Source organism: Streptomyces sp. HSS9-12 (assembly GCF_054963655.1).
The window spans coordinates 1-26,024 of record NZ_JBUEGC010000068.1 but is presented as its reverse complement, the minus strand read 5'-3'; the positions used below and the strand labels follow the sequence as shown (position 1 = coordinate 26,024).

General features: G+C 68.9%; 22 protein-coding genes and 1 pseudogene. 9 read left to right on the top strand and 14 right to left on the bottom strand.

All coding sequences use genetic code 11. The annotated features are described in order from the left end of the window. Nucleotides 1-269, top strand: a pseudogene (locus ACY34J_RS26550) (hypothetical protein); the annotation flags it as partial. Here the strand turns inward: ACY34J_RS26550 and ACY34J_RS26545 are convergent. The 4 genes from ACY34J_RS26545 to ACY34J_RS26530 form a co-directional block, all read right to left on the bottom strand. Beyond that, complete coding sequence (locus ACY34J_RS26545; RefSeq protein WP_462729162.1) at nt 270-1,445, bottom strand: beta propeller repeat protein; 1,176 nt, start codon at nt 1,443-1,445, stop codon at nt 270-272. It lies immediately after the preceding pseudogene. Nucleotides 1,446-1,479: 34 nt separating this feature from the next. Next, on the bottom strand, nt 1,480-2,244 hold the full coding sequence (locus ACY34J_RS26540) for a dioxygenase family protein (RefSeq protein ID WP_462729161.1): 765 nt from the start codon (nt 2,242-2,244) through the stop codon (nt 1,480-1,482). Nucleotides 2,245-2,420: 176 nt separating this feature from the next. After that, the gene (locus ACY34J_RS26535; protein ID WP_462729160.1) at nt 2,421-4,931 is read right to left on the bottom strand and encodes an ATP-binding protein; all 2,511 of its coding nucleotides are present in this window, start codon (nt 4,929-4,931) and stop codon (nt 2,421-2,423) included. Between the two features lie 195 nt (nt 4,932-5,126). Next, nucleotides 5,127-6,668, bottom strand: a complete 1,542-nt coding sequence (locus tag ACY34J_RS26530; protein ID WP_462729159.1) for a PucR family transcriptional regulator — start codon at nt 6,666-6,668, stop codon at nt 5,127-5,129. A gap of 198 nt (nt 6,669-6,866) precedes the next feature. On the opposite strand from ACY34J_RS26530, the gene ACY34J_RS26525 reads away from it, so the two are divergent. The 8 genes from ACY34J_RS26525 to ACY34J_RS26490 all read left to right on the top strand — a co-directional run bounded on the left by ACY34J_RS26525 (nt 6,867) and on the right by ACY34J_RS26490 (nt 16,321). Further along, nucleotides 6,867-8,396, top strand: coding sequence for an APC family permease (locus tag ACY34J_RS26525; RefSeq protein ID WP_462729158.1), 1,530 nt, complete (start codon nt 6,867-6,869; stop codon nt 8,394-8,396). After that, nucleotides 8,393-9,106, top strand: coding sequence for an SDR family NAD(P)-dependent oxidoreductase (locus tag ACY34J_RS26520; protein ID WP_462729157.1), 714 nt, complete (start codon nt 8,393-8,395; stop codon nt 9,104-9,106). The genes ACY34J_RS26525 and ACY34J_RS26520 overlap by 4 nt, the downstream gene beginning before the upstream one ends. Before the next feature lie 2 nt (nt 9,107-9,108). Beyond that, nucleotides 9,109-9,882 carry an SDR family NAD(P)-dependent oxidoreductase gene (locus ACY34J_RS26515; RefSeq protein WP_462729156.1) on the top strand — a complete coding sequence of 258 codons (774 nt, stop codon included), beginning with the start codon at nt 9,109-9,111 and terminating at the stop codon, nt 9,880-9,882. Next, a complete protein-coding gene (gene speB / locus ACY34J_RS26510) occupies nt 9,870-10,853 on the top strand; it encodes an agmatinase (protein ID WP_462729155.1) in 984 nt (327 codons plus the stop codon). The genes ACY34J_RS26515 and speB overlap by 13 nt, the downstream gene beginning before the upstream one ends. Continuing rightward, entirely contained in the window at nt 10,850-11,725 is an 876-nt protein-coding gene (locus tag ACY34J_RS26505; protein ID WP_462729154.1) for a polysaccharide deacetylase family protein, read from the top strand. The genes speB and ACY34J_RS26505 overlap by 4 nt, the downstream gene beginning before the upstream one ends. 380 nt (nt 11,726-12,105) lie before the next feature. Continuing rightward, nucleotides 12,106-12,948: a DMT family protein gene (locus tag ACY34J_RS26500; protein WP_462729153.1), complete on the top strand. Its 843-nt coding sequence runs from the start codon at nt 12,106-12,108 to the stop codon at nt 12,946-12,948. A 436-nt stretch (nt 12,949-13,384) separates the two neighbouring features. Next, entirely contained in the window at nt 13,385-14,884 is a 1,500-nt protein-coding gene (locus ACY34J_RS26495; RefSeq protein WP_462729152.1) for a fibronectin type III domain-containing protein, read from the top strand. A gap of 429 nt (nt 14,885-15,313) precedes the next feature. Beyond that, nucleotides 15,314-16,321 (top strand): YVTN family beta-propeller repeat protein, encoded by a 1,008-nt coding sequence (locus ACY34J_RS26490; RefSeq protein WP_462729151.1) that lies wholly within the window; start codon nt 15,314-15,316, stop codon nt 16,319-16,321. 469 nt (nt 16,322-16,790) lie between these two features. Here ACY34J_RS26490 and ACY34J_RS26485 read toward each other — a convergent pair whose 3' ends face one another. The 10 genes from ACY34J_RS26485 to ACY34J_RS26440 all read right to left on the bottom strand — a co-directional run bounded on the left by ACY34J_RS26485 (nt 16,791) and on the right by ACY34J_RS26440 (nt 25,912). Then, entirely contained in the window at nt 16,791-17,525 is a 735-nt protein-coding gene (locus tag ACY34J_RS26485; protein ID WP_462729150.1) for a hypothetical protein, read from the bottom strand. Nucleotides 17,526-17,551: 26 nt separating this feature from the next. Then, the gene (locus ACY34J_RS26480; RefSeq protein WP_462729149.1) at nt 17,552-18,574 is read right to left on the bottom strand and encodes a phytoene desaturase family protein; all 1,023 of its coding nucleotides are present in this window, start codon (nt 18,572-18,574) and stop codon (nt 17,552-17,554) included. Nucleotides 18,575-18,601: 27 nt separating this feature from the next. Next, a complete protein-coding gene (locus ACY34J_RS26475) occupies nt 18,602-18,790 on the bottom strand; it encodes a tautomerase family protein (RefSeq protein WP_462729148.1) in 189 nt (62 codons plus the stop codon). Between the two features lie 114 nt (nt 18,791-18,904). Beyond that, on the bottom strand, nt 18,905-20,113 hold the full coding sequence (locus ACY34J_RS26470; protein WP_462729147.1) for a metal-dependent hydrolase family protein: 1,209 nt from the start codon (nt 20,111-20,113) through the stop codon (nt 18,905-18,907). A gap of 138 nt (nt 20,114-20,251) precedes the next feature. Continuing rightward, on the bottom strand, nt 20,252-21,244 hold the full coding sequence (locus ACY34J_RS26465; protein WP_462729146.1) for a ribose-phosphate diphosphokinase: 993 nt from the start codon (nt 21,242-21,244) through the stop codon (nt 20,252-20,254). Between the two features lie 138 nt (nt 21,245-21,382). After that, nucleotides 21,383-22,366: a ribokinase gene (locus tag ACY34J_RS26460; RefSeq protein ID WP_462729145.1), complete on the bottom strand. Its 984-nt coding sequence runs from the start codon at nt 22,364-22,366 to the stop codon at nt 21,383-21,385. Between the two features lie 2 nt (nt 22,367-22,368). Continuing rightward, a complete protein-coding gene (locus tag ACY34J_RS26455) occupies nt 22,369-23,166 on the bottom strand; it encodes a glutamine amidotransferase (protein WP_462729144.1) in 798 nt (265 codons plus the stop codon). Continuing rightward, nucleotides 23,166-23,855: an HAD family hydrolase gene (locus tag ACY34J_RS26450; protein ID WP_462729143.1), complete on the bottom strand. Its 690-nt coding sequence runs from the start codon at nt 23,853-23,855 to the stop codon at nt 23,166-23,168. Before ACY34J_RS26450 ends, ACY34J_RS26455 begins: the two co-directional genes overlap by 1 nt. Nucleotides 23,856-23,857: 2 nt before the next feature. Continuing rightward, on the bottom strand, nt 23,858-25,357 hold the full coding sequence (locus ACY34J_RS26445; RefSeq protein ID WP_462729142.1) for an aldehyde dehydrogenase: 1,500 nt from the start codon (nt 25,355-25,357) through the stop codon (nt 23,858-23,860). Nucleotides 25,358-25,504: 147 nt separating this feature from the next. Further along, nucleotides 25,505-25,912: an NIPSNAP family protein gene (locus ACY34J_RS26440; protein WP_462729141.1), complete on the bottom strand. Its 408-nt coding sequence runs from the start codon at nt 25,910-25,912 to the stop codon at nt 25,505-25,507. Nucleotides 25,913-26,024: the final 112 nt, after the last annotated feature.

The following is a 26,024-nucleotide window of genomic DNA, read 5'->3' as shown; positions in this document are numbered from 1 at the left end:
GAACGCCCGGGGTTCCTCGCAAGATCAGGCTGAAGCAGATGGACACCACGAGCCTGCCAGGGCATCAGCTGCCATACGAGACGTACCGGGAGGCGATCGAGCGCGAGACCGTACGGTTCGCCGAGGTGGTCCGCGGTGCGGACCCCGCGACCGCGGTGCCCTCCTGTCCCGGGTGGACACTGGCGGAGCGGGCGGGCGGTGCAGCGCACCAGCAGCGGACTGGGCGCCTTTGCTGGTGCGCTGCGGCTTGTGCGCCGGCGGTCGTGTGATCAGCCCGTGAAGCGGGTGATCTCCGGCACCAGATCGCCCTTCTTGGCGATTCCGGCCGCCCACAGGGTGGAGCTGCGCGGGACGGTGGTCGTACCCCTGACGACGATGTCCGGGGCAGAGACCGCGGTCCAGCGCTGGGCGTCGCTGTTCCAGCGCAGGGCGACGGAGACGGCGCCCTTGCCGCCGATCGCCAGCAGCCGGCCGTCAGCGGTTCGTCCGACGGTACGCAGCCGGCCGTCCGGCAGGTCCGGCGTTGGGGTGGTCTGCCACTTCTTACCGTCGAAGTGCAGGGCGAAGGGGCGGTCGTACTCCGCGGTCGTGCTGCCGCCGACAGCCCAGATGTCGTCGGGGCCGATGGCCGTCAGACCGCTGATCCAGGCTGCCTTGCGTGACGCTCCCGGCGCGTCGGCCTTCTTCCAGGACGTACCGTCGAAGTGAAGCAGCAGCGGGGTCTGAGCGGAGTTCTCATCGGTCGCATAGGCGGTGCCCGCTGCCCAGACGTCGTTCTTGGCCACTGCCACGATGCTGCTCAGCTCGCCCTTGCCGACCTCGGGCAGGGCCTGACGCTGCCAGCTGTTGCCGTCCCAGGACTGGATGGCGGGTACGGCGTTCTTCGCCGAGCCCGGAACCGCCCGCCCGGCTGTCCAGACTCCCCCGTCGGCGCTGGTGACGATCGTGTCGGGCATGACCCGCCCGCCCGGGTCCCGCTGCAGCTGACGGTTGGTCCATGTCTTGCCGTCCCAGTGCGCGGTGCCGACGCCGGCCACCCATATGTCGTCGGCCGCCCGCACCGCGAGGGACTGGGGAAAGCTTCCCGTCGGCAGGGTGGACTCCTGGGTCCAGGAGGTGCCGTCCCACCGCAGCGCGAGCGGTTCGAGGCTGGTGTCGCTCTTCAGGTTGTAGCCGACCGCCCACGCCTGCTTCTCCCCGAGCGCGGCCACCGCTGTGATGTCGCCCTTGTCGAACGGCACCTTCGTCGCCTGCCAGGCGGTGCCCTCCCGGCTGGTTTGCGCCACTGAGGAGGCCGAGCCGGCGCCTTCGGTCTCCTGGCTGGAGGCATGGATGCCGACCAGTGCGGCGGCGCCCAGCGACAGCGTGGCGACGACGGCTGACACCACCGCCCGCCTCATCTGCCGCCTGGGCTTGATGCTCCCGTGGGGAGTGCTCACAGTCATGGCGTTTCCTTTTGGCGTTTCGCAGATTCCGGCGTCATGCCGTGGTCTTGATGACGAAGTCGAAGGTCCCGGTGTAACCGCCGCCTTGCCGGGGCTTGAGCGCGATGGTGCAGGCGCGGTTGAGGATGGTGTCCCTGGCGTTGAGGGCGGCGAAGTCCCGGCCGTATGCCTGGGTGTCGTCCGGGAAGCCCAGCTGGGTGACCAGCAGCGGTCCCCCGGCCACCTGGACCTGGGTGTGGATGTGTGGCGCTCGCTGCCCCCAACGGCCCCAGTAATCCCGCGGAATGATGGTGTCCAGGCGGTACTCGCCTCGTGCGGAGGTGAACTGGTGGCCGCGCAGTGAGAATCCAGCCGTGTCGTAGTCGCCGTTCTGGTCGCACTGCCAGAACTCCAGCTGGCAGTCGGCGAGTGTTTGGCACTCCGTGTCGTACACCACGCCGCGCAGGTACAGCTCGACCCCGCTGGTCGCCGGGGTGATGAGGTTCGTCCGCTGCGGGGAGTTCGGTTTGAACAGCGGGCCCTCCATGGCCGCCGGCGTCTCGTGCCCGGAGCAGGCCGGGGTGACGGCAAGCGGGCCGCTGCGAGGCCGCGCGGCGACCGGTGATGCTGCCGCAGCGGACAGGCTCGCCGAGGACATGCCGGCCGCGGCGATGGCGACCGAGGTCACGCCCAGTGAGCCGGTGCGGATAAAGCTCCGGCGGGAACTGGGATCCGCGGCGGGCTGCTCGCCCGACTGATCCGCCACGACGGCTGGGCGTGCCAGATCGCCGGGCTCCGGATCGTGATGGTTGTGCCGCATGGCGCTCCTTGCGGGGGGGTGTTGGCCCGATCGGCCGAGGGCCCTCGGGCCGTGTCGGTGCTTGGGGTACGGGCGGCGTGACGCGCGGCATACGGTGCCGCGGACTCGCCCGGCACCGAGCCTGCGACAGGTCACGCCACGGGCACATCCCTCAGATGACGGAGGATCTCGCGGCGTTACGGAACCTCTCCGTCGGCAACAGACGGCGACCGGTGCGGCCAGTCCCCGCGAGCGGCGACCCACAGGGCGATCCTCGTGCGCGACCGCAGCCCCAATTTGTCGCGGATACGGTCCAGATGGGAGGCGACCGTACGAGGCGAAAGGTTCAGCCGCTCCGCCACCTGGCCGTTGGTGAGCCCGTCGGCAACCAGTACGGCGATCTGCAGCTCCCGTTCGGTCAACGGACCGGCATCCGCCGCGCCGGCGCGGCTGCCAGAATCCCGCGGTGCTTCCCTCAGGGCATGTCCGACCAGGCTCGGTCCGTGCAGCAGCCGCCCAGCGGCCACGGCTGCCTCGGCGGTCGCCGCGCCGAGCCGGCTCGTGGCCCGTTCCCTCACGGCGTCGACCCGTTCCTGCCACAGTGCTTCGGCCGGTACGCCGATCCGTTCGCGCACCGCAGCCGCGGCCGCCGACAGTCGTAGAGCCCGCCGCAGGTCACCGCGCTCCGCCGCGACAATCGCCAGACCTTCCACCGGGTACAGGGCGTGGAAGCTGTCCGGCGGCGCCTGGCGCAGTACCTCGACGAACGCTTCCTCGGCAGCGTCCAGGTCGCCCGCGGCCAGGTGGAGCGCGCCGGCTGTGTGCGCGGCCGCGGCCTGATGCTGCGGCGTGGCCTGCTCACGCAGGACAGGCAGCCACTGCGCCAGCAGTTCCTGCGCCTCGGCTACGGCACCCACATGCTGCAGTGCCCAGGCGAGGCGGTGCGCGTAGACGGCCGTGGCCGACGGCCGGGCGAGCGTGCCGGTGGTCTTCAGACACTCCCGGTAGACCTCCACCGCGGCCGTGAACTTCCGCCCGCACACCAGCGCCACCGCCCACGCGTCCAGAGCGTCAACCAGCGCGGCCGGGTGGTCCTGGCCTCGGACCGCGGCCACTGCCTCTGTGGCCAGCCGCAGCCCTTCGGCATGGTCGGACCGCATGCAGGCGACCCGTGCGGCCAGCGCCAGCGCCTCACCGCGGTACCGGGAGCGGGGAACCTGCTCTACGGCCGTGGTCAGCAGCTTTCGACAGGCCGTCAGCTGGCCTTGGTCGCGGTGCACCCGGGCCATGGCGACGGCCAGCTGTACGTGCCGGTCCCCGTCGCCGGCGCCGGTACAGCTCACCGCCGCGGCGAGATTCTCTCGCTCGGCCAGCACCTCAGGGGGTACGGCACCGGTCAGAACGCTGTCGGAGCCAAGACTGGTCAGCTGCGCCAGCCAGTCAAGTGCCCGCTCTCGTACGGCAGGCAGTTCACCGGCGACACTCAGGCGGCGCAAGCCATAGGCGCGGATCGCGCTCAGCTGGCGGAACCGTACGTTCTCGTCCTCTCCCGGCACCCGGACCAGCAGTGACTTCGCCTCCAGCGCGCACAGCAGGCGCAGTAGCGAACCGGGATCCACCTCGTCCGTGGCGCACACCGTACGCGCACCCGCGATGTCGAAGCCCCCCACCAGGATCGACACTCGGCGAAAGACGGCTTGTTCCCCGGGGTCCAGCAGACGGTGGCTCCACTCGATCGCCGCCGCCAGTTCGCGGTGCCGAGCCGGCCCGATCCGGTTTCCGTCGGTCAGCAGGCTGAGCTGATCGTCGAGCCCGGTCAGGATCTGGGCGAGCGGCAGGCCGGCGACCCGGCGCGCCGCCAGCTCGATCGCCAGCGGCAGGCCGTCCAGTCGACGGCAGATCTCCGTTACGGCCGCCACGTTGCCCGACGTCAGCTCGAAGTCCGGCGCGCAGGCCCGCGCGCGCTCCACGAACAGCCTGACCGCGTCCGAGCGGAGCGCCTCACCGATGTCCCCCGACGCACGGGCAGTCGGCAGCCCGAGTTCGCCGACGCGGAACACCACTTCGCCGGGGATACGCAGCGGCTCGCGGCTGGTGGCCACAATGCGCAGGCTGGGGCAGCGCCGTAGCAGCAGGGCGGCCAGCTCGGCGCATGGCTCGGCCAGGTGCTCGCAGTTGTCGAGCATCAGCACAAGCCCCGGGGCGCTCACCGCGCGTACCAGCGACTCGGTGACGGGTCCGCCGCGCTCGGCGACTCCGAGCTCCGCGGCCATGAACTGCGCGAGCAGCCCACCGTCACGCAGCGGGTCGAGCTCGACCAGGCGCGCCTCGAGCTTCGGTCCCCTGCGTCTGCCGCCTGCCAGCTCCAACGCCAGCCGGGACTTGCCGGACCCGCCAGGGCCGACCAGGGTCAGCAGACGGGATGACCGCAGCAGTGGACGCAGCCGCGCCAGCTCCTCGGCTCGTCCGATGAACCGGTCGAGCGGTTTGGGTAACTCGCCGCCCGGCGGAGGATCCGGCGCCCTCCGCGCTCCCGTACGCTCCGCGGCCCGCGTGAAGGCGGATCGTGCACGGAAGGCGCGCTGCCGGCACGCGCCGGAACAGTACTTGGCAGGGCGGCCTCCCCCCGGCTTCCCGCCCTGCCCACCGGGGGCGGCTGCCGCGATGCGACCGCCGCACTGCTCGCATGCCCGTTGTATCGACGCCAATCGCGGCACCTCGTGTGTCGAAGTACGGATCCGCTCCCGCGGGTTGGGCGCGCGGCGGTCCCGGTACTGGTCGGCCCCCGTCGTAGGAGCCGTCCACACTAGATGAATGAGTCCAAGGGATCGCCTGCAGACATGGGACAAGGGCGTCCAATGTCGAGGTGTGACGAAAGACCTGGACACCCTCGCAACGGCACTCTATGCCCGGATCGACGACTCGCTGCGGGCCGAGGTGCCGGGTTGCGGGACACCGGAGAGCAGCGACCGGGCCTGGTAGGCGATCCACAGTTCGGTGAGGTCCGCGGTCTCCGCGAGCGTGCGGCCGGTGAGCTGTTCCACCCGCTGCATCCGGTACATGACGGTCTGCTTGTGCACGTTCAGGGCGGCCGCGGTGCGTTGCCACGAGCGGCGGTTACGCAGAAAGACCTCGAGCGACCGGGTGAGGTCGGTGCCGTTGGCCGTGTCGTACGCGAGCAGGGGGCCGAGGATACGGTCGACGAGCGCCTGCGCCTCTTCGGTGCTGCGCAGCACCGTATACGCCGTGTCGTCTCCGTAGCGAGCCATGCCGTCGGGTGAGCTGTGGGCCAGGGACAGCGCCCATACGGCCTCGCGCTGGGCGGCGGGAAGGCGCTCGGGCCTGCCCACGAGGGCACTCACCCCGAGGGCGACCTGCGGCCCGAGCTTCTGGCGCACGGCGGCGAAATCGGACGGGTCGTCGCGCAGCAGGGCGAACAGCAGGATGCCGCGCTTCAGCAGCAGATGGGGCATCCGGCGGCGGCCCAGTGTCAGATGAAGGTCGCGCTGGCCGGGCCCGTCGTCGTGCGGTACGGCTACCACGACGCAGTGGGCCGGGTCGAGTCCGGCAGCGGCCAGCTCCCGGCGCGCGGTGGCTTCATCCATCCTGGTGTCGAGGAGATGGGCGAGCAGTTCGGCGCCGAGCCGGCGCTCGTGCTCCCGGACCATCGCCTGGCGGGCGGCTTCCACTGCGGCGGCGGTGGCCAGGTGGTGCAGCAGCGAGGTGTCCATGCCGGGGAGGTCCACGGCGACCAGGACCGTGGTCTCCTCGGCTGGGACCTCGACCGCCAGTGCCGTGGACTGACCCGTCGGCTGCAGATGGAGCACACCGGGGATCCGGCCGTCGTGCCGGCGTATTTCGGCAAGCAGCGCCTGCCGCAGGGCCGGATCCGGCTCGGGGGCCGCCGGGTCGATGGGGTAGCCGGTGCAGGTGTCCAGGAGCAGCAGGCAGCAGCCGAGTTCGCGGCCCAGTCGAGCGGTGGGTGAATCACCGGCCCGGCCGCCCAGAGTGTCACGAAGTGCGCCATAAATCCGTTCGATCTGGCCGACGCGCGCGGAGGCCTCGCCCGAGTTGGCGTCGGCGACCGCCCGCGCCACGGCGGCGAAGCTCACCGAGTACGAAGCCGTGAGTATCGGCAGGCCTCGCTCCTCAGCCGCCGCTGCCAGCTCACCGCGGAGCGGCGGCGTCTGCGGGTCGTCGCCGATCACGATGCCGCCCGCGCCCGCGTCGGCGCAGCTGTGCACCAGCGCGGCTTGAGCCGCGCCGCCGCGCGGAAGCGTACGCCCGTTGCGCATGAGCAGTTCGCCGCCGGCCATCCAGTCCCACGGGCTGTCGAGGTCGGAGGCGTGGGCCCAGGTCACGGTGCGGTGCAGGCCCGCCGCACCGGCGAAGAGGGCCAGGCGCAGGTGGGGCAGATTGAGCACGTCTGCGACGGTGGCCGGCACAAACCCTCCCAAGACGACTTGTGTTTCCGGCCGATCTTCTTATGCGATCGCTCAAAAAGGCAATGCCCATTTGTGGTCTTCGATCCGTGGAATCTGTGGTGCCCCGCCTCGCAGACTGCCCGCAGTCCAGCCACACAGGGGTGGCCGGACACGCCGACCACAGACCCCTGGACAGAGGGTGAGGGGAGGAGCGGGCGGATGAGCAGAGATCCGGTTGTGTCTCAGACGGCGATGGATGCCGCACCGACAAGGGACGAGGAGGGTGAGAGCCGACTGAACCGGGGGTTCAGCTTCCGCGCGGCCTTCTCCCTGGCCTTCGCGGACGTGTCCCCCATCGTCGCCCTGTATGCGATCTTCACGCTGGGACTGTTCTCGGCGGGCCCCGGGTTCTTCTGGGCCTTCCCGATCGTGCTGGTCGGACAGCTGCTGGTGGCCTGTGTCTTCGGTGAGCTCGCCTCCCGGTGGCCGTACGCGGGCAGCGTCTACCAGTGGGCGCGGCATGTACGGGGCACGTCGTGGGGCTGGATGGCCGCCTGGGCGTACGCCTGGGGCCTGACGATCGCCCTGTCGACCCTTGCGTATGGAGCGTCCGGCTTTCTGCTGCAGGCGGTCGGCGTGACCGACGCCAGTCGCACCCTGACCGCGGGCACCGCGATCGCGATCCTGGCCGCGGGGAGCATCACCAACATGGTGGGCCGCAAGGTCCTGAAGGTGATGGTCGTGGCCAGCATCGTCTGCGAGGTCGTCGGCTCGGTCGGCCTGAGCACCGTGCTGCTGGTGTTCCACCGGGTCAACCCGCTGCACGTCCTCTTCGACGGCTTCGGCACCGGGAGCCTGGGCTCCTGGCTCGGCGGGCCGCTGCTGATCGCCATGGCCTACGTGGGCTGGTCGTTCGTGGGATTCGAGGCGGCGGGCTCCATCGCCGAGGAGGTGGAGAAGCCGGAACGCAACGTCCCCAAGGCGATCATCCTTTCACTGCTGTGCGTGGCGGCGATCGTGATGTACTCCAGCGTCGCCCTGATCCTCGCCATCCCGGACCTGCACCAGGTGATGGCGGAGAAGACCGGCGACCCGGTGACCCATACGCTCGTTGCCCACCTCGGCGACGCGGTCGCCCGCCCGCTGCTGGTGCTGTTCGTGATCGGTTTCCTGTCCAGCTTCCTCGCCGTCCAGGCGGCGGTGTCACGGTGTCTGTGGGGTTCGGCCCGCGACAACGCCCTGCCGGGCGCGCGGAGGCTGGCGAAGCTGGCCGGACCCGAGCGCCTGCCGGTGAACGCGATCGCGCTGACCGGCGCCGTCGCGGCGGTGCTCGTCCTGATCTCCGGCTCCAAGCTCTACGGGGTGCTGGTCAACTTCACCACCATGGGCTTCCAGATCGCCTTCGCGATCCCCGTGATCGGCGCGGCAGTCACTCGGCTGCGCGGGAGGTGGCAGCCCGGCGCGTTCAGTCTGGGGCGCTGGGGCACCCCGGTGAACGTACTCGCCGCCCTGTGGACGATCGCCGAGACCGTCAACATCGCCTGGCCGCGCGCCTCCATGGGCGACACCTGGTACCTGCGGTGGAGCATGATCCTCACCACCGCGCTGCTGGCCGCCGTCGGCGCCGTCGTCTTCGCCGTCGTCCGCCGCCGGATCAAGCAGCCACTGGCCGATCGCCTCAGCGGGGACGGCAAGGTGCCCTCGTACGCCACGGCGCCGGGCGGCGGCTCGCGAGGGGAGTCGGCATGAGCGTGCCCACCGCACAGCGGGTGGCCCTGGTGACGGGCGCGGGCAGCGGCATCGGCGCGAGCATCGCCGCCGCGCTCCACGCCTCGGGGTGGACCGTCGCCGGTGTCGACCTCCGCCCCGCGCGGGACGCGTCGATCGCCCTGCCGCTGACCGCCGACGTCGTAGACGCCGCCGCGGTACGCGCCGCGGTCGGCCGAGTCGAATCGGAGCTCGGCCCCATCGACGCCCTGGTCAGCGCGGCGGGGCACTACGAGATCACACCCATCGGGGAGATCACGCCCGAGCAGTGGCACCGGATGCTTCGTGTGCACCTCGGCGGGCTGGCCAACACCGCCCGCGCTGTTCTCCCGTCCATGGCCGAACGCGGCAGCGGAAGCGTCGTCGCCATCTCCTCCGAGCTGGCGGTCGGCGGAGGCGACGGCGAGGCGCACTATGCCGCCGCCAAGGGAGCGGCCATCGGTCTGGTCCGCAGCCTGGCGGCCGAGTTCGCACCCCGCGGGGTCCGTGTCAACGCCGTGGCACCTGGGCCGACCGACACTCCTCTGCTGGCCCCCGACTCGCCCTGGCGGGCGCCGGAGTACCTGGTCACCCTGCCGGCGCGACGGCTGGGACGTCCCGAAGAGGTCGCCGCCACCGTGCTGTTTCTGCTGGAAGAGGGCACGTTCTGCAGCGGCGAGGTACTGTCCCCCAACTGCGGAGCAGTGATCTGACGATGACTCACCCAATACAGCCTCTCGACGGTGCGGTCGCCCTGGTGACGGGGGCCGCCCAGGGCATCGGGCGGGCCATCGCCTTTCGTCTGGCGGAGAACGGAGCCCGCGTCGCGGTCAACGACCGGATCCGCACCCCGGCCCTGGATGCCGTGGCGACCGCGGTGGGCGCGGTTCCCGCGCCCACGGACGTGGCCGACCGCGAGCAGGTGCACGACCTCGTCGGGCGGCTGCAACGCGAACTCGGCGACATCGATGTACTCGTCTGCAACGCGGCCTATATGACGATGGACCGCTTCACCACGTACGACGAGGCCGACTGGTGGAAGGTCGTCGACACCAATCTCAGCGGGACCTTCCACCTCGTCCAGGCCGTACTGCCCGGCATGCGCCGCCGCGGCCGGGGCCGGATCGTCGTCATCTCCTCCGAATGGGGCGTCACCGGCCGGGCCGAGGCCAGCGCCTACGCCGCCTCCAAGGCCGGACTGATCTCCCTGGTCAAAAGCCTGGGCAGAGAGCTCGCGCCCGAAGGGATCCTGGTCAACGCCATCGCCCCCGGCGTCATCGACACCCCGCAACTGCAGGTCGACGCGGACGCGGCGAACCTCACCCTGAACGACATGCACAAGAGTTACGCCGCCGAGATCCCGCTTGGCAGGATCGGTCGACCGGAGGAGATCGCCGCCGCGGTCGCCCTCCTCACCGACTTCCGGGTCGGCTCGTTCGTCGGCCAGACCGTACAGATCAACGGAGGAACCATCCGATGCCGAGCCTGAACCAGCCCGATGGCGCCACCGCCGACCGGACCGCACCGGTCGGCCAGGTCGACGGCCAGGCCAGCCCGCGTTACGCGGGCCTGACCACATTCGCCCGGCTGCCCCGCCTGGAAGATGTGCCCGGCCACGACGTCGCCGTCGTCGGCGTCCCCTTCGACACCGGGGTGACCTTCCGGCCAGGAGCCCGCTTCGGCCCCTCCGCCATCCGTGAGGCCTCCCGCCTCCTGCGCCCCTACAACCCGCAGCTCGACGTGATGCCGTTCGGCGAGCAGCAGGTCGTGGACGCCGGGGACCTCACCTGCAATCCGTTCGACATCACCGCCGCCAGCAAGGAGATCGAGGACGGTGCGTACGCGCTGATCCGGAACGGGGCCCGGCTGGTCACGCTCGGGGGCGACCACACCATCGCCTATCCGCTGCTACGGGCGATGAACCGGGTGCACGGACCGGTGGCACTCGTGCACTTCGACGCCCACCTCGACACCTGGGACACCTACTTCGACGCACCCCTGACCCATGGAACCCCGTTCCGCCGCGCCGCCGAAGAGGCTCTGTTCGTCCCCGGCTCCAGCGCACACGTCGGCATCCGCGGATCGCTGTACGACCCCCAAGACCTCGCGGAGGACGCGGGGTTGGGCTTCACCATCGTGCACTGTGCCGATTTGGAGACGCTGACCGTGCGCGACGTCGTCGCCCGGCTGCGGCAGCGGATCGGCGACCGGCCGCTGTACGTCTCCGTGGACATCGATGTGCTGGACCCGGCCCACGCTCCGGGGACCGGCACCCCGGAGGCGGGTGGAATGACCAGCCGCGAACTGCTCGGCATCATCCGCGGCTTCAAGGGGCTCAATCTCGTCGGAGCCGACATCGTCGAGGTCTCTCCGGCATACGACCATGCCGACATCACCAGCGTCGCCGCGGCCAACCTGGCCTACGAGTTCGTGTCCCTGTGCACGGGAGGTTCCCGATGACCACCACTGCCGCCCAGCCGGTCGTATGGCCTGACGGCAAGCAGGCCGCGGCGTGCTTCAGCTTCGATCTGGACGCCGAGTCCGCCGTGCTCAGCGCCCACCCGGAGGCCGCGCACCGCATGACGGTGATGTCCCACCAGTCGTACGGGCCACTGGTCGGCGTCCCCCGGCTGCTGCGGATCCTGGACCGCCACCAGGTGCGCGCGACCTTCTTCGTGCCCGGCTGGACCGCCCGCCGCCACCCCGACACGGTGCGCGCCATCGTGGCCGCCGGCCATGAGATCGCCCACCACGGCTATCTGCACGAGCCGCTGGCCGGCGTGGACCCCAAGACCGAGGCCGACTACCTTGACCGGGGCCTGGACGCCCTCGAAGAGGTGGCCGGCGTACGGCCGGCGGGCTACCGGGCACCCATGTGGGAGCTCACCTACGACTCCCCCCGTCTGCTGGCCGAACGCGGCTTCCTCTACGACAGCAGCCTGATGGACGCTGATGTGCCCTACGAACTCGCCGCCCCGGACGACCAGTCCACACTCGTCGAGATACCCGTGCAGTGGTCCCTGGACGACTGGGAGCAGTACTGCTACCTCCCCGGTATCTCCGGCAGCGGACTGATCGAGACTCCCCGCAAGGCGCTGGAGCTGTGGACCCTGGAATTCGAGGCGCTGCGGCGTGAGGGCGGCTGCTTCGTGCTGACCACCCATCCCTTCCTGTCCGGCCGGCCCTCCCGCGCGGCCGCCCTGGAGGAACTGGTGGAACAGGTCGCCGGCACCTCGGACACCTGGGTCGCTCCGCTGGCAGAGATCGCCCGCCACATCCGCTCCCTCGGCCTGCCCCCACGCACCCTGACGCCACCCGACCCCAACGCCTGACCGCACCTCACATCACCACCGCTGGACGCGGTACTCGACGCCCAGGCCGCCGGGCGCCAGGTCGAAGTCATGCTCTTCCCGCTGCGGCTGGACGCCCTGACGGCGCCCCCGTCCGAGCGGTCGCCCGCCTCGGCTGACGACAACTCCGGGTGACCTAGTGCCGCGTCAGCCAGGGTTTACCCGGTAGCGAGGTGACCTGGTGCGGTCAGCTGCAAGGCGCCGGATCGGCCTCGTAGTGGGCCTACTCGGTCGATCGGGCAACGCAGCAGATGGCCGTGCCAGGGCGGCGAGCGGGGCCAACCCTGGCTGACGCGGCACTAGCAACGCTGTCAGGGCGGCGATGCCCGGGCATAGGCGCTGCGGTCTCTAACGTTCGAAGCATGGCATTTGGGATGACCTTCGCGATCCTCGCCGCCCTGCTGACCGGAAGCGCGACCGTACTGCAGGCGCTCGGGGCGCGCAAAGCGGTGACGGGAACGGGGGATCCCGGGGCCGGGGCTCTGCTCGGGGCTGTCCACCAGTGGCCATTCCTTGTGGGGCTCGGGATGGACATGCTGGGGTTCGGGGCGGAGCTGGTCGCGCTGCGATCACTGCCGCTGTTCGTCGTCGAGGCCGCGCTGGCCTCGGCGCTGGCGGTGACGGCGGTAGGGGCGTCACGCATGCTGCGCATCCAACTACGGCGGGTGGAGTGGGGCGCCGTCATCGCGGTGTGTTGCGGGCTGGTGGTGCTCGCCCTGTCGGCCGGGCGGGAGGGCACGGGAGAAGGCAACGAGATGCTGCGCCTGGCCGCGCTGTTCACCGCGTTCATGCTCGTACTCGCCGGATGGGCGGCGGCACATCTGACCCGCGGTCGCGCCGCGGTGCTCGGGCTCATCGCGGGCCTCGACTTCGGAGTCGTCGGTATCAGCGTGCGGATCCTGCCCGCCGCCAGCGTGACCCAGCTGCTCAGCGAGCCCTCGGCGTACGCGCTGGCCATCGCGGGATCGACCGGCTTTCTGTTCCTGATCAGCGCGATGCAGTCCGGCTCGGTCACCGCCGCGACCGCAGCCATGGTGATGGGCGAGACCATCGGCCCCGCGGTCGTCGGCGTACTGCTCCTCGGCGACCGGACCAGGCCTGGGCATGTACCGCTGACCGTCGTCGGCTTCTCCTTGGCCGTCGTCGGGGCGCTGACGCTGGCCCGTTTCGGCGACGCGGAACAGCCCGCCACGGCGTCGCCCTGATCTTCTGCGCAGTGCAGGCCGCACTCTGACGGGCCACGCTCACGGGCTTCTCCTGCCCATCGTGGTGGTACGGCCGTAAACCGCTTGCTGTGATCGTCACGCGGTCATGAGGATCGCGCCATGCCTACCTTTACCGCTCTCGACGGGACTGAACTCGCCTATCACGTCGTCGGTGAGGGCGAGCCGCTGGGGTTACCGCGAACGGGGTGATTACAGGCGACACGGTGCTGTGACTCGCCGTCGAGACCACAGGCGCAATTCAGGCATTGCTATAAAACGCATATCCGCTAGTGCGATGTTCGGTGCGGTGATCTCCTGGGCGTGCCACCCGATCGCGCCATGGCAGAGCGCCGCGCAGCACCTGGGGAGAAGGGCCGTCTCGCCCACTGCTACCTGCCCCTGGGGGGTGTCCATGCACCTGAGAAAGAGCATTACGGTGATCGCGAGCATCGTGGCCGCCTCGGCAGCCCTTGCCATGCCGCTGGCCGCCCCCTCCGGTGCCGACACCGATTCCAAGGCGACCCGCACACGCAGGACTCTGACTGCCGATGCGATGGCCACGTGGCAGACCAACGGAATCGTCTGGTCCATGGCGTACGCCGAGGGCGTGGTCTACGTCGGCGGCACGTTCACCAGGGTCCGGCCCCCGGGCGCCAAGCCCGGCGTGAAGGAAGTTCCCCGCCGCAACTTCGCTGCCTTTAATGCTCTGACAGGTGCGCTTCTGCCCTGCGCGCCGTCCTTCACCACCGGTGGCGGGAAGGGCACCGTTCGCGCGCTCAAGGCATCACCGGACGGCAAGGTTTTGTACATCGGCGGTTGGTTCAGCAAGGTGGACTCCGCCCGCGTCATCAATGCCGCGGTGTTGAAGACGGCTGACTGCACGCTGCGCCGAAGCTTCCACCCCGCGGTCAGCGCGACCGTGCGGGCGATCGAGGTGACGGCCAAGGCCGTCTACCTCGGCGGCGACTTCCGCATCGTCAACGGTAAGGAGCGCCAGCGCATCGCCGCCCTCGGACCCGACGGCGCTCTACTGCCGTTCAAGGTGTTCCTTGACGCGCCAGTGAGAGCCATCAGCGCCACCGGAAAGTATCGAAAGATCCTTGTCGGCGGCGACTTCGACCGGGTGCAGGGGCGCCCGTCGCACGCCCTGGTCGCGCTCCACCCGTCGACCGGCCGGCCCGTCCACACCTACGACTGGGTTCCCATCACCTCCCAGGTCAAGACGCTCGCCCACGACCGCACCACCTTCTACGTGGGAGCCGAGGGCAATGGGGACATGTGGTTCGACGGTCGTATCGCCGGCCGCCTCTCCAACGACAAGATGCTCTGGAAGGACGACTGCCTGGGCGCGACCCAAGCCGTCGTGCCCTACAGGGGCGTGCTCTACAGCGCCGTGCACGCCCACGACTGCAGCACGACCCCGGGCGGCTTCCCCGACGGCAGACGCCAGCACTTCCTGGCCCAGTCCACCAGCAACAAAGCGATCCTGCACTGGTTCCCCGACACCAACGGCGGCCTCGGGGAACAGGCGGGACCACGGACCCTGGTGATGGCCCAGGGGATCCTGTGGGCCGGCGGGGAGTTCACCACGGTCAACGGCGTACCGCAGCAGGGCCTTACCCGCTTCCGGGCCGCTCCCGATACGGGCGCGCCCCCTGTGCCGAAGCTGTCCATGTCGAGCGAGCGGGCGGGGAGGGTCGCCTTGAGCTGGCATGCATCATGGGACCGGGATGACGCGGTCCTGACCTACCGGATCTACCGCGACGGCACGTACCTGACCTCGTTCACCCAAGGGTCCACCTTCTGGAAGCGCCCGCTGATGCACTACATCGACCCCGTCACCCCCGGCTCCCGGCACCAGTACTCCATCACGGTCACCGACGGCAGGAACACCTCACCCAGGTCGCGGCCCGTCACCGTGAGCGCGGCCCGCTGACGGGCCGGCACGGAATCCAGCACGCACCGACGTCCGTCACCCGACCACGAGCCGATATCCCTTCGTCCACGCACAGCCCCGGCGGCGGCGTGGCGCCGTCGATGCCCAGAGGTGCGGGGCAGTGGCGCTCTCACGCGCCGGCGAGGGACCCCGGTGCCGGCTTCGGGGTTGATCCGGCTTCCGCCGAATTCGCCGCGGGTTCGAGCCGAGACGACGCACCCTGCAAAGCGACACGCAAAACGCACTCCATCGCCCAAATAACACTATTGGCTTCTAATGTGGTGAAAGATCAAGATCAGTCATCCTCGGCGGCTTGCTGTCCGCGCCATCAGCGCGGCCGACAGAAGCCGTCCTTTCGTCGAAGAAGCGGAGGTGCGTGTGGTGAGGCATGGGAGCGATAGCGCTGGATCCCAGCGCGGTATGGGGCGGGTGGGCGGTGGGCCATGGACGTGGCTGCGGGCCTGCTTGGCGGGGCTGGCCATGGTGGCCGGACTGGCCTTGCCGGCAGCGTCGTCCCCGGCCTGGGCCCTTCCACCCAAATTCGCCTACGTCGCCAACTCGGCTGACAACAACGTGTCGGTGATCAACACCACGACGAACAAGGTCACCGACACCATCCCCGTCGGCAGCATCCCGCTCGGCGTCGCGATCACGCCGGACAGCAAGCACGTCTACGTCACCAACAGTCATGCACGCAGTGTGTCGGTGATCGACACGGCCACCAACAAGGTCACTGACACCATCCGCGTCGGCAGCTTCCCGCTCGGTGTGGCCATCGCGCCGAACGGCAGGCACGCCTACGTCACCAACAACTCTGACGACAATGTGTCGGTGATCGACACCACGACGAACAAGGTCACCGACACCATCCCCGTCGGCAACGGCCCCTCCGGTGTGGCCATCGCGCCAGACGGCAGGCACGCCTACGTCACCATCTCGTTCGACGACGACGTGTCGGTGATCGACACCAAGACGAACAAGGTCACCGACACCATCCCCGTCGGCAACGGCCCCTCCGGTGTGGCCTTCACGCCGGACGGCAAGCACGCCTACGTCACCAACAGCAGCTCTGACGCCAGCGGGCCGCAGGATGTGACAGTCTCGGTGATCGACACCACGAGGAACAAGGTCACCGCCAGCATCCTCTTCGGGCCCGGCCCGTCCGGGGTGGCGATCACGCGGGACGGCAAGCGCGCCTACGTCGCCACCAGAGACGACTTTGTGACGCTGATCAACACGGCCACCAACACGGTCATTCAGTCCACTCATGTGGGCAGCTTCCCGCTCGGTGTCGCGATCACACGGGACGGAAAGCACGTCTACGTCACCAACAACGGCTCGAACAATGTGTCGGTGATCGACACCACGACCAACGAGGTCACCGACACCATCCCCGTCGGCCGCTTCCCGGCCGGTATCGCGATCGCACAGTACTGAGAACCCCAACCGGGGCAAGCGCCCACGGACGCCGCCTGCGGGGTCGCCACGCTCACCCACGGCGACCCCGCGGGAAAGGAGCCGCAGTCGCCGCCGCAATCCGGCTGTAGATCAGACCATGATCTGCCGGACAGGCCCTGGTAGTGCATCGCCGCTGACGACGCGTCTCAGGACTCAACAGGCCCTCCCCGCCTCCGAGCTCCAGTCTCCTGAATGCTGGCTGCTGGCTGCTGGCTGCTGGCCGAGTGGCGTGGCTGGGCCGAGCCCCAAAAGGCACGGCGCCGGCCTGAGCCTGTGCCAGGAGCTCCCCCGCCGACAGCGCGAGCGCCTTCGCCCGCGCCGCTCCGCGGATGCTGCGGCGAAAGCCCTCGAGTCCGGCACGCGGGGTACCGATGGCCACGCGCACCGGCAGCCTCGCACGCTCCACTTCCGCCGCGACATGGCCGGCGTCCACCGTGTGGTGGGCCCTTCACGGGGAACCAGATCCGTACGTCGGCCTCGTCGGTGGGCACCGCCAGCGGATGGCCGCGGGCCTCGAAAACCGAGTGCAGGAGTGCCCGCGTACTGCCGAAGACGTCCAGGGCATCGCCGGTGACGACCGACCAGTCCATCCAGGCCTCGACGGCCAGATGCGTTGTTGCCAGGCGGTAGTCCAGCGCCGCCTCCGCCTGCCCGACGTCGGGTGAGGGTCGCGCAGCAGCTGGGTCACCCAGTGCTGCCGGAGGGCGCCTCTGCTGCTCACCCAGCGTTCGCGCTCCTCCTCGTACGCCCGGGCGATCTGCTCGCACACCCGGTCGCCGAATGCCGCGCTGGCATTCACCAGGGCCATCACCGTCGTCGCGTCGTCGTCGCGCCCGAGCTTCAACGCCTCCTCGACGGCCTCGCTGAGGAAGCGCGCCTGGCCCACGCGATAGGCGCGCAGCAGGGCCGGCAAGGGCACGTCGCGCTGCGCGAGGCGCCGGGCGCAGGAGGTGGCCGAGGCCGGGGCGTCCACCGTGCCCGGGTCGATGGCGTTGGCGAGAAAGTGCAGCCCGGTGACGACTTCTCGGTGACACTCGCCTCGAGCAGGCCGCGCAGCGGCTCGCCGTGGTTGAGGACGGCGATCTCGTTTCTCGATCGTCGCGATGAGCATCTTGATGAAGTCCTCCCGGCGGCTCGCGAGGGCCTGCGCCACCAGGACGACAGGGTCGGCGGATGCACCCACGGCTCCTCCCGGGTCCAGGCGGTCGGTCAGGCCAGGGACCGAAGCGCGGACTGGGCGGCGTGGAAACCGCACATCCCATGCACGCCGGCACCGGGCGGGGTCGCCGCCGAGCACAGGAAGACACCGGGGATGCCGGTGCGGTACGGGTCCGGGTGGATCCGCGGCCCAAGGGCCACCTGCCGTTCGGTGTTGGCCCCGCCGACGATGTCCCCACCGATGTAGTTCGGGTTGTAATCCGCCAGTTCACTGGTGGACCGTACGAAGCTGCCGACGATCCGCTCCCGGAAGCCCGGGGCGAACCGCTCGATCTGACCGAGTACGGCCTCGGTGGCGTCACCGCGGTAACCGTGCGGGACATGGGCGTACGCATAGACGGGGTGGATGTCCCCTGCCGAGCGGGCGGGGTCGGCGAGGTACTGCTGGGCGAGCAGCACGAACGGCCGGTCGGGCATCCGGCCCCGGGTGATGTCCCCTTCCGCGCGGACGATCTCCTCCAGGGTGCCGCCTAGATGCACCGTCCCCGCCAGCCGGCAGGACTCGTTGGTCCAGGGCACCCCGCCCTCGACGGCCAGGTCCACCTTGTACGCCCCCGGACCGTGACGCCATCGCGCGTAGGCCCGCCGGACGCGCCCCGGCAGGGCATCCCCGCAGATGTCGATGGCGACCCGCGGAACGACATCGAGCATGACGATCCGAGCCGGGGCCAGCTCCTTGAGGGAGCGCACCCGCACCCCGGTCTCGATGGTGCCGCCGAGTTCGCGCAGCAGCGCGGCAAGGGCATCACTGATCGCCCGGGAGCCGCCGCGGGCCACCGGCCAGCCGTAGCGATGTCCGTTCGCGATCATCATCAGCCCCACGGAGGCGCTGGTGGGGCGGGTCAGCGAGTGGAACACATGCGCCGCCGCGCCCGCGAACAGGGCACGGGCTTCTTCGGTCCGCCAGCGGCGGGCGACGGTGGTGGCCGGCTGGAGCGCCCAGGCGCGGTGCTGGCCGACGTGCATGTCGTCGGCCAGCACTCGTCGCCGGCCCCAGGCCGCGGGCGCGGCCACAACTCCGTCAGCAGGGTCGCTGGTTGGTCAGCCCAGCAGCTTGCCGCGGTAGCCCCAGTGCGAGGGCTCGATACTGTGGAGGATGATGGCTGTGTCGTTTGCCGCGTCCTCCCCGAGGACGGAGCCGACTGCCTGCGTCAGCGCCTCGACCATCTTCGCGCTGAACGTCTCGTCGTCGAAACGACTCTTGAAGAACGATGCTTCGATGTGAGCCATTGCTCTCTTTCTCCTTCTTTCGTGGTTACAACGTGCTAAAGTCGTTCGAGCCCGGCTGGCCGGCATGACCGTCTCGCTGGCACCGTTCTCGGTGAGTTTGTGGTGGTCGTTCGATCAGGAATCCTCGGCCCGGGTCGGGTGCTCCGCTTCCTGGAGGTCGAGCGCCTCCGATACGGCTCGCAGATACCCGCTGAGCTCACGCCCGGCCCGCACGACGTGCCTGATGTTGGAGGGCTGGGCCAGGCGACCGATGTCGGTGAGCACGTTTCCCTCGACTACGACGACATCGCCGACGGCGCCGGTCCGCAGTGAGCCAAGATCCGGTCGGTCCAGCAGCGACGCCGCGTTCGTCGTAGCGGTGGTGATCGCTTCTTCTGCGGACATGCCGTGCTGGACGTACAGCTCGAGCTCGCGAGCGTGCGCGCCGAACGGGCACAGCGTGCCCGAGGAGTCGGTGCCCATCGCCACGTTGACCCCGGCCTCGCGTGCCAGTGTGAACGACTTCAGCGTGCGGTCGTGTGCTTCGCTGAGGTCCGCCACCCCTTGGGCGGTCAGACCCCGGAGTGTCCCCTCCCGTTGGCACCAGTCGTTGAAGGACATGGTGGGGACGAGGAAGGTCCCGCGCTCGGCCATCTCGATCGCCATCTCCTCGTCGAGATACGAACCGTGCTCGATGGAGTCGACACCTGCCGCAAGGCTGCGTCGGATGCCTTCGGCAGACAGTGCGTGCGCTGCGACCCGTAGGTCCAGCTCGTGGGCAGTCTCGACGATGGTGGCCAGCTCGGCGATGCTGTAGTTGGGCCAGCTCGGCCGTTCGCCCTTCGACATCCCTCCGCTGGCCATCACCTTGATGAAGTCCGCACCAGCCCGGGCGTGGAGGCGCACGAGCTTGCGGCACTCCTCGATGCCGTCTGCCGTGTCCCACTGTTCCCGTGGTGTGTACGGCGGGTAGAACAGATCGCCGTGACCGTTGGTCATGGTGATCCACCACGGAGCGACCACCAAACGAGGTCCGACCGCCAAGCCTTCATCGATGAAATCGCGAAGCTCGGTCTCCCCGGCGCCGCGGTGCCCCATGACCCGCAGCGTCGTGAATCCGGCGGCGAGCGCTCGGTGGGCGTTGCGCAGCCCGTGCAGCAGCTTGGCCGGCTTGCTCACCTGGCCGCGGAAGACATCGCTCGCAATTACGTGGTGGTGATCGGAGTTGGTCGTCAGGTGGACGTGGGCGTCGATCAGGCCGGGCAGGACGGTGCAACCTGCAGCGTCGAGCCGGGGAGTCCCCGGGGGAACCCTGCCCTCTCCCCGCGGCCCTGCGTAGACCACCGTGCCTGCTCGGATGTGAACGAGTCCGTCGCTGTGATGCTGGCCCGGCCCCGACCATACCAAGCCGCCTTCGATGGCGATGTCGCCGGGAGTCATCGCGAGCCCGGGAAGCACGCTGGATCTGACATTGCTATCCCCTTAGAAGGTGTGGTTCTTTCCGCTGAAGACAGCGCTCACGGAGTCGTCGGTGAAGATGCTGCTGATCGAGTCCGCGAGCAGCGGGGCACATGAAAGCACCTTGATCTTGTCGGGGGCACCTGCGCGGAGCGGGATCGTGTCGGTGACGACGACTTGCTCGAAAGGCGACGCAGCAAGACGTTCGTACGCAGGCCCGCTGAAGACCCCGTGGGTCGCCGCGGCGAGCACTCGTTGAGCACCCGCGTGCTTGAGCGCCTCTCCTGCCGCGCACAGCGTGCCGGCGGTGTCGATGATGTCGTCGATCACGATGGCGGTCTTCCCGCGGACATCGCCGATGACGGTGGTGATCTCGGCGACCTGCTGCTGGGGCCGCTCCTTGTCCAGGATGGCCAGGCCGGCCCCGATCTGGGTGGCGAACTGCTTGTTGAGCTTCACCCGACCCGAGTCCGGGGCGACGATCACCAGGTCGTCGTCGAGGCCGGCGAAGTAGTCACTGAGGATGCCCACGGCCGTCATGTGGTCGACCGGGATGCCGAAGAACCCCTGCAACTGGCCGGCGTGCAGGTCCATCGTCAGCACGCGGTCAACACCCGTCGCCTCAAGTGCGCGAGCCACCATGCGAGCCGAGATCGGCTCGCGCGGAGCCGACTTCTTGTCCTGCCGCGAGTAGCCATACCACGGAGTCACTGCGATCACGCGGTGTGCGCTCGCACCGACGGCGGCGTCCACCATTACCAGGAGCTCCAGGAGCGAGTCGTTCGCATTGACGCCCGTCTCCGGGTTCGCGCACATCGGCTGAACGATGAAGACATCCGCTCCACGGATTGATTCGTCGAACCTGCTGTAGACCTCTCCACTGGAGAACGTCTTAAGGGTCACCTTGCCAAGCTCGATCTGAAGAAGCTCGGCGATGGCACCCGCCAATGGCGCGTTGGACCGGCCGGAGAACACCATCAGCCGCCTGCCCCAATTGCCCTGCAACGACGCGTTCATGAGCTCGCCACTCCGCCAGTGCGGATTACGGACGCCCGAGGGCGCATCCGACCTTCCCCTGTCAGTGGTCAGATTCATGATGTAGAAACCTTTCGACTTCGGTCAGAAAAAGGGGAGACGCTGCGGGTTCGACCACCATCACGTGCCCGCACTGCTTTCGGCGGTCGCCAAGACGGCGTCGATCGTTGCCGCACTCGGCATGCCCGTGCGCGCGCCCGCCGACTCAACCGACAACGCCGCAGCAGCCACGCCGCGCCGCGCCGCGCCGGCGACGTCCGTTCCCGCTGCCAAGCTGGCGGCAAACACGCCGTTGAAGGTGTCCCCAGCGCCGGTGGTATCGACCACTCGACGTGCCGACCAAGCCGGGATCCGGGTGCTGACTCCGTCAGCACCACACAACAGCACGCCGTCGGCGCCCAGCGTGACTACCACCGGCGCTCTCGTGTGGGATGCCACCGCGGCCGCCATCATCTCCACCGGCGGGTCTCCGGGTTCACCAAGCAGACGGTAGAGGTCTCGCAGCTCGCCCTGGTTCGGGGTGATGATCGGGGCGAGCTTGAGGAGCTCTTGGATGCCGGGGGCGACAGGGGCCGGGTTGAGCACACACAGCCACCCCTGTGCGGTGGCGGCCTCGACTGCGGTGACGACTGCCGTGACAGAGATCTCCGTACTGACCAGAACGCACCCTGGCCACCCGCTCGCTCGCTCGATCGCGGCCCTCACGTCCCGAGCGCTCACCGCCGCATTTGCGCCGGCAGCTACGGCGATCTGGTTCTCCCCGGAGGGATCCACGACAATGAGCGCAGCTCCAGTAGTGGACCCCTCCTTGATCACGACATCGCTGACGTCGATCCCTTCGGCACGCAGCTCGGCCAACGCAGCCACTCCGAACTCGTCAGGCCCCACGGCGCCGACGTAGCGGACATCGGCACCTGAGCGCACCGCCGCGACAGCGGAGTTGCCGCCCTTCCCGCCGCCGTGACGCTGCAAGTCCGCCCCCACCACGGTCTCCCCTGGTCCGGGAAGCCTGGAGGCGGCGACGACCATGTCGACATTCAGCGCCCCGACGACGAGGAGGCGCCCGCTCATGCCTGATCCAGCCGACTGCGCACCGTCGCTCAAGCTCACGACACCTTTTCCGCGAGCACCGGCGCTTCCTGCGCCTGTGCGGTCCACGAGAGCATCGCCGTCCACATCTCGCCGTAGTGCGGCCAGTCCAGGAACTCCTGAGGTGCCCAGTGTGGGGCGAGATCGGAGGCAAACGCCGCGGTCCTGCCGTCACCGTACTCGCCTACGACCAACATCGGGTCCTCACCCACCCGCGCCACGACGGTGGCGTCCGGCTTCGCGATGAGTTTGTTGTAGCCGAGAAGGTGGGGCCATTCAGACGGCGTGCCACCCAGGACCGGGTGATCGGGCTGGCAGACCTCCACCTCGACCCCCTCCGACCTCTCGACACGGTCGTCGTACGGGAGCATGGCCACGGGCAGCGGATCGGCGAGCGGGCTCATGCCGAAGCGGCCCTTGCCATCGATCCCGGTGAAGGAAAGATACCCCCCGACCATGACCAGCCCGCCACCTCGCTTGACGTAATCCGCAACCAGACCAAGCCGGTTTGGCGACCTCTCCGATCGCAAGAACGTTTCATCCGGCAGCAGGAAGGAATTGGATCCGATGTCAGAGATGACGACTACGTCGAACTCGTCGATTTCCTCCGGCGAGCGGGGGAACCGCAAGGTGATCTCGTGGCCCCGGACGTAGGTGACATCGAACCCAGCGTCATCCAGGCAGCCGAGGAAGAAGCCCGCGCCCTCCTCGTACTCGGTCGAGTGGAACTGGTCGAAGCCCTTCATGTGGATCGTGTGCTTCACCCACGACTCCCCCACGAACAGAACCCTGAGCGGCGACCCGATGGTACTCATCAGTTTGAACTCCCTTGCGCGAACTGGTTTCTGGTTGATGTGGCTTTGAGCTGGCGACCCAGCGCGTGCGCCTCGCGAATGTCGATCCCGAGGTAGGTCTTCGCGGCCAGGGGCGCCAAGACGGGCGTCGGGTTCACCGCGACCGAGTGCGGGAACGTCATGAACAGCTCCACGTCGCTGGATGAGTCCCCGTAGACCACACACTGATCGGCGCTCAGGTTGCGAGCAACGAGAGCCGACTGGGTGATTGCCACCTTCATCTCTGGCATCAGCGTGGCTGAGTTCTCCAGCGGGCTGCCCAACTCAACAGCCGAGCCGTAGGTCTCGTTGGCGCCCCAAAGCTCCAGCCTGCGGACGAAGAACGTCGGCGACTGGGAGATCACGATCACGTCCTCACCGCGAGATCGAATGTCCTCGAAGGTTTCGGCGACACCTTCCATCCAGGGCGAGCTCTGAAAGGCATCGTCGAAGTCGGCAGGGGATGCGTCCTTGCAGATGTCGAGGAGCTTCAACCAGAAGTCGGTGTCGGATATCGTCCCCTCGCGCCACAGCCTCTCGATTTCCTGCCCGGCCTCGAGTTGGCCCATCTGGCGAGCCAGCTCGATCGTGGCGGTGCTCCTCAGGAGGGTGCCGTCCATGTCGAAGACATGGAGGCAGCCCACCGCGGTAGCCTCAGCGGATGTGTTCACCTTCAGTACTGTCCTTCGGACGAGGAGAACCGCGGCTTCTGATCGAGCACTACGGTCTTGTTTTCGAGGTACGGCAGAAGGCCGGCGACGCCGCCCTCTCGGCCGACACCAGACTGCTTGAAGCCGCCGAAGCCGATCCCGAAGTCCGCCCGGTTGCCGTTCTGCCCCACTGTCCCTGCGCGCAGGCACCTGGCCACCTCGCGAGCACGGTCCGCGTCGTAGGTGAACACCGAAGCATTGAGACCGAACACAGAGTCATTGGCGATCCGGATCGCGTCTTCCTCGTCATCAGCGGCGATGACTGAGATCACGGGCCCGAAGATCTCCTCTTGGGCGATCCGGGAGGAGTTGTCCACATTCCCGAAGACGGTCGGCTCAATGAACCAGCCCCGGTCGAGGTCCTTGGGTCGGTTACCGCCGAACGCCAGGGTAGCCCCTTCGTCCTTGCCGATCCGGACATAGCCCTCGACCCGCTCACGCTGTCGCCGAGAGGCCAGCGGCCCCATCTGGACGCTGGGGTCGAACGGGTTCCCCACCTTGACCCGAGAGAACCGCTCGGCGAGCCCCTCGAGCATCTCGTCGTGCCGATGGCGAGGCACGATAATCCGAGTCAGCGACGCACAGATCTGGCCGGAGACAAAGCACGCGCCCCCGGTCAGGCTGTCGGCCGCCTCGGCAATGTCCATGTCGTCGAGGACGACCGCCGCCGATTTGCCTCCCAGCTCGAGGGTGTACCGCCCGATGCGCTCCGCCATGATCCCCGCGATCCTCTTCCCAACTGCCGTGGACCCGGTGAAGGTGATCTTGTCCACGCGGTGATCGGTCACCAGCGCTTCAGAGGCCTCCCGGTCGGCGGTGAGCACGTTTACCACACCGGGGGGGAGGCCGACCTGTTCAGCGATCTCCGCGATGACATACGCAGCGCCCGGCGCCTCCGGTGACGCTTTGACGATCACCGTGCACCCGGCGAGCAGCGCGGGCGCCAGCTTCCAGGCGGCCAGGTGCATCGGGGTGTTCCACGGAATGATCGCCCCCACGACGCCTACGGGCTCCCCGACGATCATCCCGAAGCCTTCGCCCGAGCTGGTGGGCACCTCCTGCTCGAACGGATACCGATCGGCGAGATCAGCGTAGTAGTTGAACGCCGCAGGGACCTCCTCCAGGAGGGCCGGCACAATACGGGCGATGACCCCCGTCTCACGGGGCCACAACTGGACCAGGTCATGGGAGCGCTTGGCTGCAGCCTGAGCGATGGCGCGCAGGAACTCCGCCCGCCGGCTCGGCGACATCCGTGGCCACGGGCCGTCGTCGAAGGCCCGCCGTGCCGCTCCCACCGCCCGCGCGACATCTGCCGCTTCGGCCTCAGCGACAGTGAAAAACAGCTCCTCCGTCGCCGCTTCGATCACGTCGATCGTGTGGGTCGTCGAAGGATCGACCCACTGCCCGTCAATGTAGAACTGCCCCGGGTTCGAGATCAGCGCGCTGGGCGTCTTGGTTGTCATCGGAATGCTTCGCCTCCAACTGCTCGGCTACCGCAGAGCTCGTGGTTGTCATCTGCCGACCCGCCCCTTCATCGGATCGCGCCCAGTCGGCGGTGGGCGCGGGGCCCGTGGTCAAGGAACTGGACGCGGTGGGCCGGTGACTCGTCGTCACACAGCCTGATCCAGAACCCCCTCGAAGAGCGTGGAGTCGATTACCCGCCGACGGATGGCCTGGTATAGCGGGCCGTTCTCCTCGCGACTGGCCAGTGCTGATGCCCAATCAGGGTCCGCAAGGAACCTCCCCCACTTGCGCTCCAGCTCAGCAAGGTCGGAGAACCGCATCGTGTAGACGAGCTCATTGAAGGAGTTGTCACCGATGGTGGTGCAACCCACCTGCGTCATCTCCATCCCGTGCTTCCTGAACAGCGGCACCACCACTGACGTGAACAGGTCGACGACATCTCGGAAACGACCCGCCGCCGGGACGTACTCGCGAACCTCGTAAATCACCTTGTTGATCTCCTCTGCGGTCTTCGAGTTCTGAGCCTTCACGGCAGTTGACGGGTGGATGCCCACGGCTGGTCTCGCTCAGGCGCACTTGGCCACCCGAAGGGTGCTAGTGCTGCGTCAGCCAGGGTTTGCCCCGCTCGCCGCCCTGGCACGGCCATCTGCTGCGTTGCCCGATCGA

Excerpts from the sequence above, each read along its gene's own strand:
- ACY34J_RS26540 (WP_462729161.1), bottom strand. The coding sequence starts at position 2,244 with ATGCGGCACAACCATCACGATCCGGAGCCCGGCGATCTGGCACGCCCA.
- speB (WP_462729155.1), top strand. The coding sequence starts at position 9,870 with ATGCCGAGCCTGAACCAGCCCGATGGCGCCACCGCCGACCGGACCGCA.
- ACY34J_RS26475 (WP_462729148.1), bottom strand. The coding sequence starts at position 18,790 with ATGGCTCACATCGAAGCATCGTTCTTCAAGAGTCGTTTCGACGACGAG.
- ACY34J_RS26500 (WP_462729153.1), top strand. The coding sequence starts at position 12,106 with ATGGCATTTGGGATGACCTTCGCGATCCTCGCCGCCCTGCTGACCGGA.
- ACY34J_RS26525 (WP_462729158.1), top strand. The coding sequence starts at position 6,867 with ATGAGCAGAGATCCGGTTGTGTCTCAGACGGCGATGGATGCCGCACCG.
- ACY34J_RS26505 (WP_462729154.1), top strand. The coding sequence starts at position 10,850 with ATGACCACCACTGCCGCCCAGCCGGTCGTATGGCCTGACGGCAAGCAG.
- ACY34J_RS26520 (WP_462729157.1), top strand. The coding sequence starts at position 8,393 with ATGAGCGTGCCCACCGCACAGCGGGTGGCCCTGGTGACGGGCGCGGGC.
- ACY34J_RS26545 (WP_462729162.1), bottom strand. The coding sequence starts at position 1,445 with ATGACTGTGAGCACTCCCCACGGGAGCATCAAGCCCAGGCGGCAGATG.
- ACY34J_RS26455 (WP_462729144.1), bottom strand. The coding sequence starts at position 23,166 with ATGAGTACCATCGGGTCGCCGCTCAGGGTTCTGTTCGTGGGGGAGTCG.
- ACY34J_RS26515 (WP_462729156.1), top strand. The coding sequence starts at position 9,109 with ATGACTCACCCAATACAGCCTCTCGACGGTGCGGTCGCCCTGGTGACG.
- ACY34J_RS26445 (WP_462729142.1), bottom strand. The coding sequence starts at position 25,357 with ATGACAACCAAGACGCCCAGCGCGCTGATCTCGAACCCGGGGCAGTTC.
- ACY34J_RS26465 (WP_462729146.1), bottom strand. The coding sequence starts at position 21,244 with ATGAACGCGTCGTTGCAGGGCAATTGGGGCAGGCGGCTGATGGTGTTC.